The following is an 8,812-nucleotide window of genomic DNA, read 5'->3' as shown; positions in this document are numbered from 1 at the left end:
TCATTCAATACTGGAACACCCCGGATGTCCCCGAGGGGATCCAGGCCATGATCGCCAGTTGGGCCAATGTTTCCGGCTTCCAGCACAGATTGTACAATCGGCAAATGGCCTTGCAGCATCTGCGCGCCGAATTTGGCCCCAAATGGGTGCAGGCCTTTTTGATGGCCAATAATGTGGCGGAAGAATCAGATTTCCTGCGTCTGTGCGTTTTGGCCCGTGATGGCGGCATCTATGCCGATGCAGATGACGTCCTGCAAAAGGATCTGGCGGGGCTGGTGCATCGCGATACCGGAATGGTGGTCTATAACGAGCCCTTTGGCGGTGTCATTGGCAACAATTTTCTTGCGGCCCGCGCCCAGCATCCCGCCATCGTGTTCGCAGCGAAGGCGGCCCGACAGGCGCTGTTGATGCGCTCAAACGAAAGCACCTGGATGAAAACCGGGCCAGGCTTGATGACGCGTGCTGTGGCCAGCTATATCGCGCGGATGGTAAAACTGGGGGAAATCCCCGATATCGTGATCCTCTCGCCGGAGCAGATCGTGCCACATATTGCCATGACCAACCCGGCCCCGCACAAACGCAGCACACAGCATTGGAGCGCGACAGGCGTGTCAACCGCAGACCCGTTGAAACGGCTGTTTGGCGAACAACTGGCTATGGGTCGGGGCGGCGCGGTGTCTGGATCGTCAGGTGACGTTATTTCCAATGGCCGTTTTTGACCGCCATCATCTGACTGCAAAAGAAATTAAACCTGAGTGTAATTGTCGGATTGACATGTCCGACAATTACACTCAGATATAATGCATCGTCAAGCCACCCCGAATCTAAGATGGGCAAGCCCGACACGTATTAGATGTGAGGACTTCCCGAATGTTAAAAAACGCCGAGACCCCAAAGTATCCTTGCCACAATGAACTTACCGCGACATTCGAACGCGCCAGGATACTGGAGCTGCTTTGCACTGACAACGCCATGGAGGGTTTCACAGCCGAGTGGCTGCTTGCCCGGACCAGTCAAGCGGGAGGGCGCGCGTGATGTCATTCCATTCAGCACCACCTAAAGAAACCCCCGCTACTGTGCTTCCAAGCTATTCAGCTCAGGACCTGACCAAAGGGGGCGAGTTGGCCCATATCGTATTGGGCGATCAAACCTATACGCTGCGCATCACGCGCGCAGGCAAGCTGATCCTGACAAAATGAACAGCGCAGAGAATAAACGCGGCAGTGCGCCGGTTGGCTTTATCAACGAACTGGGTAGCATCGAAGCGGCCTCGGTGATCTATTTGCGCCTGTGGGGCGATGGTCCCGATGCGCAGGCGCAGGTCTGGAACGATTTTGCCACCGCACTCGGCACAACGAGTGGACGGCGTGCTGTGCAAACCTTTGAAGAGCTGTGCCGCCTTTGCGCGCGACACTGCCGCAGGCCTTTGATGCGGCATTCGGTGGCGTGCAAATGTCTGGGGTCGGACGAATCCTGTTTTGCCAATTTCGTGGCCGCTGCAGCGACCGGAGCGCGTGAAGACGCGATGATGATTGCCACTCTGCTGGTGCGGCCTGATGTCGCCCCGCAAGTAACAGCCTTGGCGGCAGATTTTGGGCTGGCGCTGAGCCGTATGCAATTGCGCGCCCCGCGCGAGATTGCCGCCTTTCCCACACCAACAACAGTGCTTCACTGAAGGAATCGAACGATGAAACGAACATATCTTTTGACAACCGCACTTGGACTGACCATGGCCACGCCCGTGTTCGCAGTAGAAACATCCGAGGTGTTGACGACTTATGCTGATATCGCGGCGGCCAAATACGAGGACAGTTTGATAACGGCTGAACGTTTGCAAGCTGCGGTTACGGCATTGATTGCCGACCCCTCGGCGGAAAACCTCCAAGCCGCCAAATCAGCATGGTTGGCGGCGCGCGTGCCTTACCAGCAAACCGAAGTTTACCGTTTTGGCAACGCCATCGTTGATGACTGGGAAGGCAAGGTGAACGCCTGGCCGCTGGATGAGGGTCTCATTGACTATGTAGATGCGGCCTATGGCGGGCCGTCGGATGAAAATGACTATGCTGTATTGAATATTGTGGCAAATCCGAAATTTGAACTATCGGGTAAGACCGTGGATGCCAGCCATATCACGCCTGAATTGCTGGCAGAAACGTTGCACGAGGCCGACGGAATCGAGGCCAATGTCGCCACTGGATACCACGCCATCGAATTTCTTCTCTGGGGTCAGGATCTGAACGGTCATGCCCCGGGTGCCGGCAATCGCCCCTGGACTGATTATGCCAGTGGTGAGGCCTGCACAGGCGGGAACTGCGACCGCCGCGCGGCGTACCTGACGGCTGCCACCGATCTTTTGGTGTCAGATCTGCAATGGATGACCGCGCAATGGCAGGATGGGGGTGAGGCCCGCACCGACCTATTCGCAGACGAAAATAAGGGGATATCGGCAATTCTGACCGGGATGGGCTCGCTTTCCTATGGCGAACAGGCGGGCGAGCGCATGCGCCTTGGCCTGATGCTGAATGATCCCGAAGAAGAGCATGACTGTTTTTCCGACAATACCCACAACAGCCATTACTACGATGGGTTGGGGATCCAGACTGCCTATCTGGGCGAATATGTCCGCATTGATGGCAGTCTTGTGTCCGGCGCGTCCCTCGCCGATCTGGTTGCCGAAACTGATGCTGATCTGGATGGTGAAATGCAGGCCAAGCTATCGTCGACAATGATGGCACTTGGCCGGATCAAAAGCGCCGCCGAAGCCGGCTTTGCCTATGACCAGATGCTGGAGCGCGGCAATGCCGGTGGTGAGGCTCTGGTGATGGGCGGGGTGAATGGGTTGATTGATCAGACCCGCTCGATTGAGCGTGTTGTCACCGCCCTTGGGCTGGACGGGATCGAATTCGAGGGCTCTGACAGCCTTGATCAGCCCGAAGCAGTTTTTCAATAAACCTACGTCTAACATCTGAAAACAAATATAAAATAGAGACGAACGAATGCAAAAAACACTAATATCTTCCGCAGCTATTGTCGCCCTGATGAGTGGTGCCGCTGTTGCGCAGGACGCATATGAAATCACCGGCGAGGATGTGCTTGAACAGGCTGAAGAGGCAAATACCGGCTTCTCTGCCGAGTTTTCGATCGAGGTTGAGAACGACTATATTTTTGACAGCGATGACAAAGCCGCAGAGTTGAACGACACGTTCCCGACCATTGAGGCGGCGCTTTCTTACGGGTTCACACCAAACGTCTCGCTCAACACGTCCTTGGTGCTGGAGCCGATCATAGACGCGGTGAATGACCGGTTTTTCGAAGATCTGGGCCTTTATGCAGAAGAGGTCTATCTCTATACAAACCTTGGCCCGGTGGCGGCTGTCTTGGGTAAGTTCAACCCGTCATTCGGTACGGCATGGGATGCCGCACCGGGGATCTACGGCGTGGATTTTGCCGAGGATTATGAAATCACCGAAAAGCTGGGCGGTACGCTAATCGTACCGTTTACGGCCGCTGGCGGCGAGCACGAGCTGGCGGTTTCATTGTTTACGGCAGACCGTACCTTTTTAAGCGATAGTCTGGGTGAGGAACGCGGGAAATTGAGAAGGCGGGATGGCGGCGTTTCAAACACCAACAGCCCAGAGTCAATCAACGTGGCGCTCACGGGGGAAATCTCTGGCACAAACTATAACCTGGGCGTTCAAAGCCAGCAGGCAGGGCGTGGGGATGCCAAGGATCAGGTTGGTGGCGTGTTTGGTTTAACCCGTGATTTTGGCGGTTTCGAGTTGCTTGGGGAGGTCGCATATTTTGACCATTATGACGGAACCCGAAACTCCGCGACCTATGCAACCCTTGGTGGCTCCGTGCCGATCACCGATCGGCTCTCGTTGTCGAGCGTATATTCTCATCGCGATATAGAAGGCGGAACGGCAGACCATCTGGCCACTGCAACGGCTGAATTTCAGTTAATGGATGGTCTGACCTTGGCAGCGGCCTATCGTTATGGCGATGAGGGCGGCGACCAAAGCCATACCTTTGGCACCTTGGTGGCCTACGAATTCTAAGGAGAAAACGATGATCGTTTGCCATTGTCAGAACATCACCAATCACGACATTGATGCCGCGATCAATTGGATGAGGGCCGCTGATACCACGGCCCTCATCACCCCCGGCAAGGTCTATCGCGCGCTTGGCAAGGCGGCGGATTGTGGCGGATGCATGCCGCTCTTTCTGGAAGCAATGCGCAAAAATGATAATCTCGAAGTCCCCATGCAACTCCGCAATATGAAGCGCGGAACAACACAGGAAACCAAACATGACCGGCGACAAGAAAGTAGTTGAATACCTCAACGCGGCCCTGCGCAGTGAATTGACGGCTGTGAGCCAATATTGGCTGCACTACCGTCTGCAAGAAGATTGGGGATTGGGCCATATGGCCAAAAAATCCCGCGAAGAAAGCATCGAAGAGATGCACCACGCCGACAAATTGATCGCCCGCATCCTGTTTCTTGGGGGGCATCCGAACCTGCAAAAGCTGGATGCACTGCGTATTGGCCAGACGCCCAAAGAAACGCTGGAATGTGATCTGGCGGCGGAACACGAGGCGCGCACGCTTTACTCCGAAGCGCGTCAGCATTGTGAATCGGTTGCCGATTTTGTGAGCAAAAACTTGTTCGAGGAACTGATGACAGACGAAGAAGGTCACATCGACTTTCTGGAGACGCAATTGGACTTGGTGGAAAAACTCGGTGAAGAAAAATATGCCCTGCTTAACGCGTCGAAAATGGATGAAGCCGAGTAGCCTTGTTTGCACAGTTGTGGCGGGGCTGATATCCGGGCCCGCCATCTCTGGCCCGCATGATGAACCACATCTGAACATCATTTCCCGCACCAAAGACGAGGCCGCGCGGATCGCCAAGGTGACGGCCCCCGCGACGGATTTCTCCGTCTCCGCGCCGTTTGAGGAAATGTCGGCAGGGGCAGCAACCGTGCGGGTGCGGCCCAATGCGGATGCCTTTTCAGAGCCTTCAGGCAATATCTCGTTCGAGGACGAGTTGAATTTCAAGGTTGGCAACGGGTTTTTCCGCAAGCTCTGGGTTTCAAGCCCCTCGTCAACGCTGGCGTCAGATGGGTTGGGGCCGCTTTACAATGCGCGGTCCTGTCAGCGGTGCCATTTGAAGGACGGTCGCGGCCATCCGCCCGAAGGCCCGGATGACAACGCCATCTCAATGTTCCTGCGAATCTCGATCCCTGGCACGGTCGAAGATAACATGGCCGAGATCGAAGACTATCTCGCAACGGTCTCGGACCCGACCTATGGCTCTCAGTTGCAGGACTTTAGCCTGCCAGGGCATCCGGCAGAGTACCGCTTGCAGATCGACTATGAGGAGGTTGAGGTCGCATTAGCGGATGGCGAAACTGCAAGCCTGCGAAGCCCTACCTACACGGCTGCGGACCTTGGCTATGGTCCGCTGCACGAAGGCGCCATGCTAAGCCCGCGCGTCGCCCCGCAAATGATCGGTCTGGGATTGCTTGAGGCGATTCCGGCGGCTGATATTCTGGCGGGCGCTGATCCTGATGATGCCAATGGTGACGGTATATCGGGTCGCGCCAACATCGTCTGGTCAGTGGAATATGATATGCCGATGCTGGGCCGGTTTGGCCTCAAGGCCGGTGCGCCGACGATACGCCATCAATCGGCGGCGGCGTTCGCCGGGGACATAGGCATTTCCAACCCGCTTTTCCCAGACCCATGGGGGGAATGCACTCAAGCACAAGGTGATTGCCGTGCGGCCCCGCATGGTGACAAGGACGACCGCACATATGAGATTGATCAGGAAGGGCTTGATCTGGTGACTTTCTACAGCCGCAATCTCGGCGTTCCAAAGCGCCGAAACGCGGATGACCCGCAAGTGTTGCACGGCAAGGAGGTGTTCTATTCTACCGGCTGCATCTCATGCCACACGCCCAGCTTTGTCACCCATCGGCTTGAGGATCAGCCCGAACAGAGCTTTCAACTGATCTGGCCCTATACCGACATGTTGCTGCATGACATGGGCGAGGGTCTGGCCGACAACCGCCCCGAAGCGCGCGCGACGGGACAGGAATGGCGGACGCCACCGTTGTGGGGTATTGGTTTGACAGAACAGGTCAGCGGTCACAGTTATTTCCTGCATGACGGACGCGCACGATCCCTGCTCGAAGCCATCCTTTGGCATGGTGGAGAAGCACAAGCCGCGCGGGATACGGTTTTGACCCTGCCAACCGCTGATCGGGAGGCGCTGATTGCCTTTTTGGAGAGCCTATGAGACGCCCTTTATTGATCGTTTTTGCCGTGCTGATGCCCTTGACTGCAATGGCGGACGAGACTGTTGTCGCGCGCATTCTGGACGCGCATATCCTTCCTCGGTTCGAAGAATTGGCCGAACAGTCAGCCCGCTTATCCAAGGTCGCCCAGGAAACCTGTGCGCCGGATGCGCCCAACCTGCGAACAGCCTATAACGCCGCATTTGACGCCTGGGTGTCTGCCAGTCATCTGCGGCTTGGTCCGACGGAGGTAGATGACCGTGCCTTCGCACTCGCGTTTTGGCCTGATGCCCGCAGTGCCACGCCCCGCGCTCTGAGTGCGCTGATTGCAAGTCAGGATCCCATCGGCGCGTCACCCGCAGATTACGCCCAGGTATCCATTGCCGCACGCGGGTTCTATGCGTTGGAGTTTCTTCTTTATGACCCCGCATTCAGCGGCACTGAAAACGAAATGTATCGTTGCACGTTAATCCGAACCATCACAAAGGACATCAAAGGAACAACCAGCGCAATCCTTGACGGCTGGAAAACCGACTTTGCGGACCGCCTGATGCATCCATCAGCAACGAGTATATATCGTTCCGACGTCGAAGTTTTGCAGGCACTCTTCAAGGCCCTGGCCGCAGGTTTGCAATTCACCGCCGAGACACGCCTTGGCAGACCGCTCGGTACATTCGACCGCCCCCGCCCGACACGCGCCGAAGTCTGGCGGTCAGGGCGCTCTGCCCGTCACGTTGGCCTGAGCCTTGAAGCCCTGCGTGATCTGGCCCTGCATTTGAGCCAGGGCAGCGATGCCCTGAATTCTGGCATCGACACCGGTTTTGATCAGGCATTAACCCGGTTGGCGGCCTTGGATGACCCCATCTTTGCCGGTGTTTCCGCGCCGCAAAGCCGCCTGAAGATTGAGGTGCTTCAACAGTCAATCGAGGCGATTCACGCGCTGGTATTGAACAAACTTGGCCCAACTTTGGGCGTTGCCGTCGGATTCAATGCACTGGATGGAGACTGATATGCCGACCAATCGGCGCCAGTTTCTGCGTGGTCTTTTGGCGGCAAGCCTGATCCCCGTACCCACTTGGGCAGATGCAGGAGCACCTTCTTACCTGTCGGCAGCGGCCCGTCCCGATGGGTCATATGTCTTGTGCGGGATCAGCTATGATCTTGAGGTTTTGTTCCAAATCCCGTTGCCTGATCGGGGGCATGCCGCCGCCGCGCACCCAACCAGACCCGAAGCGGTGGCATTTGCCCGCAGACCGGGCACATTTGCGGTGGTGATTGATTGCTTGACGGGGGATCGGTTGGCCGCCCTGACGGCACCACCAGGGCGCCACTTTTATGGCCACGGTGCTTTTTCTGCTGATGGAGACTGGCTGTTTACGACCGAAAATGACTTTGAGGCTGGTCGCGGGCGCGTCGGCGTCTGGAATGCGAGGGCGGGCTATGCCCGCGTGACAGAGTTTGACAGCGGCGGGATCGGACCGCACGACATAAAAAGGTTGCCTGGCACCGATACATTGGTGGTGGCGAATGGTGGGATTGATACGCATCCCGGTTCGGGTCGGGCAAAGCTTAACTTGCCCACCATGCGCCCCAATCTGGCGTATATTACGAATGCCGAGGTGCAGGAGTTGGCCTCGTTACATGAAAACCTACACAAGAATTCGATCCGTCATCTGGCGATCTCATCGTCAGGCCGGGTTGCCTTTGGCATGCAGTGGCAGGGGGCTGCACCGGTTAGTACCCTCGCGGGCCATCATAAAAGAGGAGAAGAGATGACGCTCCTGGAATGCGGAACAGAGGCAGTTGAGGCGATGCAGGGCTACATCGGCAGTATCGCCTATTCCGGTGATGATCGCATGATTGCAGTGACGTCACCCCGAGGCGGATTGGTTCATCTTTACGATGCAAAAAACGGTTCGCTTGAAGAGAAAATTGAGCTCAACGACGCCAGCGGCATCTCTTCGAGAGAAGGCGGATTTATCGTGACTGCCGGAACGGGATACATCCGGTGCACCAACGATTTAAGAGAAAAGCGAAGCGTCCTTCTGAATTTCAAGTGGGATAATCATCTCGTTTCAATTTGACGTGGATCACAGATCGCCGATTTTAGCCTGTCTGACGTCAGAGGTGGTCCTGCTTTTTCGACCAGCTTGCAGCCCTGTTAAGATGCAAGAGGCGGCTGGACAGCACTTGGCTTTCAGCTTGACGGCTGAAAATTCCAGGGGAGCAGGTCGTCGACGCGGTTTTTGGGATGACCTGCCGCGATCGCTTCGAGCGTAGATTTCAGGTAGGCGAAAGGCCCCACGCCGTTGATCTTTGCGGTTTCGATCAGGGATGCGATGCGGCCCCAGGCCCGGCCGCCCTCATCGTGACCCGCGAATAATGCATTTTTTCGATTGAGGGCAATCGGGCGAATGAGATTTTCGACGCTGTTGGAGTCGATCTCGACGCGCCCGTCCGCCAGGAAGGTTTGCAGGCCGCCCCAGTGGCGGTGAATGTAGGCCAGCTTGTC

At 56.5% G+C, this 8,812-nt stretch carries 11 protein-coding genes; 10 read left to right on the top strand and 1 reads right to left on the bottom strand.

What is annotated here, in order from left to right; genetic code table 11:
* The 10 genes from BMZ91_RS20445 to BMZ91_RS20400 all read left to right on the top strand — a co-directional run.
* Nucleotides 1-719 (top strand): glycosyltransferase family 32 protein (locus BMZ91_RS20445; RefSeq protein WP_218145709.1); only part of this gene is annotated, 719 nt, incomplete at its 5' end.
* A 315-nt stretch (nucleotides 720-1,034) separates the two neighbouring features.
* Nucleotides 1,035-1,199 carry a hemin uptake protein HemP gene (hemP, locus tag BMZ91_RS20440; protein WP_092842435.1) on the top strand — a complete coding sequence of 55 codons (165 nt, stop codon included), beginning with the start codon at nucleotides 1,035-1,037 and terminating at the stop codon, nucleotides 1,197-1,199.
* Nucleotides 1,196-1,675: a hypothetical protein gene (locus BMZ91_RS20435; RefSeq protein WP_092842434.1), complete on the top strand. Its 480-nt coding sequence runs from the start codon at nucleotides 1,196-1,198 to the stop codon at nucleotides 1,673-1,675. Before hemP ends, BMZ91_RS20435 begins: the two co-directional genes overlap by 4 nt.
* A gap of 12 nt (nucleotides 1,676-1,687) precedes the next feature.
* Nucleotides 1,688-2,950 (top strand): imelysin family protein, encoded by a 1,263-nt coding sequence (locus BMZ91_RS20430; protein WP_092842433.1) that lies wholly within the window; start codon nucleotides 1,688-1,690, stop codon nucleotides 2,948-2,950.
* 46 nt (nucleotides 2,951-2,996) lie between these two features.
* On the top strand, nucleotides 2,997-4,058 hold the full coding sequence (locus tag BMZ91_RS20425; RefSeq protein WP_092842432.1) for a hypothetical protein: 1,062 nt from the start codon (nucleotides 2,997-2,999) through the stop codon (nucleotides 4,056-4,058).
* Between the two features lie 10 nt (nucleotides 4,059-4,068).
* Complete coding sequence (locus tag BMZ91_RS20420) at nucleotides 4,069-4,335, top strand: (2Fe-2S)-binding protein (protein WP_092842431.1); 267 nt, start codon at nucleotides 4,069-4,071, stop codon at nucleotides 4,333-4,335.
* A complete protein-coding gene (gene bfr / locus BMZ91_RS20415) occupies nucleotides 4,310-4,795 on the top strand; it encodes a bacterioferritin (RefSeq protein WP_092842430.1) in 486 nt (161 codons plus the stop codon). The genes BMZ91_RS20420 and bfr overlap by 26 nt, the downstream gene beginning before the upstream one ends.
* On the top strand, nucleotides 4,782-6,302 hold the full coding sequence (locus BMZ91_RS20410; RefSeq protein ID WP_092842429.1) for a di-heme oxidoreductase family protein: 1,521 nt from the start codon (nucleotides 4,782-4,784) through the stop codon (nucleotides 6,300-6,302). Before bfr ends, BMZ91_RS20410 begins: the two co-directional genes overlap by 14 nt.
* Nucleotides 6,299-7,309: an imelysin family protein gene (locus BMZ91_RS20405; protein ID WP_092842428.1), complete on the top strand. Its 1,011-nt coding sequence runs from the start codon at nucleotides 6,299-6,301 to the stop codon at nucleotides 7,307-7,309. The genes BMZ91_RS20410 and BMZ91_RS20405 overlap by 4 nt, the downstream gene beginning before the upstream one ends.
* A 1-nt stretch (nucleotide 7,310) precedes the next feature.
* Nucleotides 7,311-8,384 (top strand): DUF1513 domain-containing protein, encoded by a 1,074-nt coding sequence (locus BMZ91_RS20400; RefSeq protein WP_092842437.1) that lies wholly within the window; start codon nucleotides 7,311-7,313, stop codon nucleotides 8,382-8,384.
* 113 nt (nucleotides 8,385-8,497) lie between these two features.
* Here the strand turns inward: BMZ91_RS20400 and BMZ91_RS20395 are convergent.
* Nucleotides 8,498-8,812: transposase domain-containing protein (locus BMZ91_RS20395; protein ID WP_143076422.1), on the bottom strand; the 315-nt coding region annotated here is incomplete at its 5' end.

This window comes from Roseovarius lutimaris, from assembly GCF_900115165.1.
Lineage (GTDB): Bacteria > Pseudomonadota > Alphaproteobacteria > Rhodobacterales > Rhodobacteraceae > Roseovarius > Roseovarius lutimaris.
Note: the sequence above shows the minus strand (reverse complement) of the source record. Positions and strands in the feature narration are given on the sequence as shown.

Coding starts and splice junctions, on each gene's coding strand:
- BMZ91_RS20405 (WP_092842428.1), top strand. CDS start 6,299: ATGAGACGCCCTTTATTGATCGTTTTTGCCGTGCTGATGCCCTTGACT.
- BMZ91_RS20435 (WP_092842434.1), top strand. CDS start 1,196: ATGAACAGCGCAGAGAATAAACGCGGCAGTGCGCCGGTTGGCTTTATC.
- BMZ91_RS20430 (WP_092842433.1), top strand. CDS start 1,688: ATGAAACGAACATATCTTTTGACAACCGCACTTGGACTGACCATGGCC.
- BMZ91_RS20410 (WP_092842429.1), top strand. CDS start 4,782: ATGAAGCCGAGTAGCCTTGTTTGCACAGTTGTGGCGGGGCTGATATCC.
- hemP (WP_092842435.1), top strand. CDS start 1,035: ATGTCATTCCATTCAGCACCACCTAAAGAAACCCCCGCTACTGTGCTT.
- BMZ91_RS20400 (WP_092842437.1), top strand. CDS start 7,311: ATGCCGACCAATCGGCGCCAGTTTCTGCGTGGTCTTTTGGCGGCAAGC.
- BMZ91_RS20425 (WP_092842432.1), top strand. CDS start 2,997: ATGCAAAAAACACTAATATCTTCCGCAGCTATTGTCGCCCTGATGAGT.
- bfr (WP_092842430.1), top strand. CDS start 4,310: ATGACCGGCGACAAGAAAGTAGTTGAATACCTCAACGCGGCCCTGCGC.
- BMZ91_RS20420 (WP_092842431.1), top strand. CDS start 4,069: ATGATCGTTTGCCATTGTCAGAACATCACCAATCACGACATTGATGCC.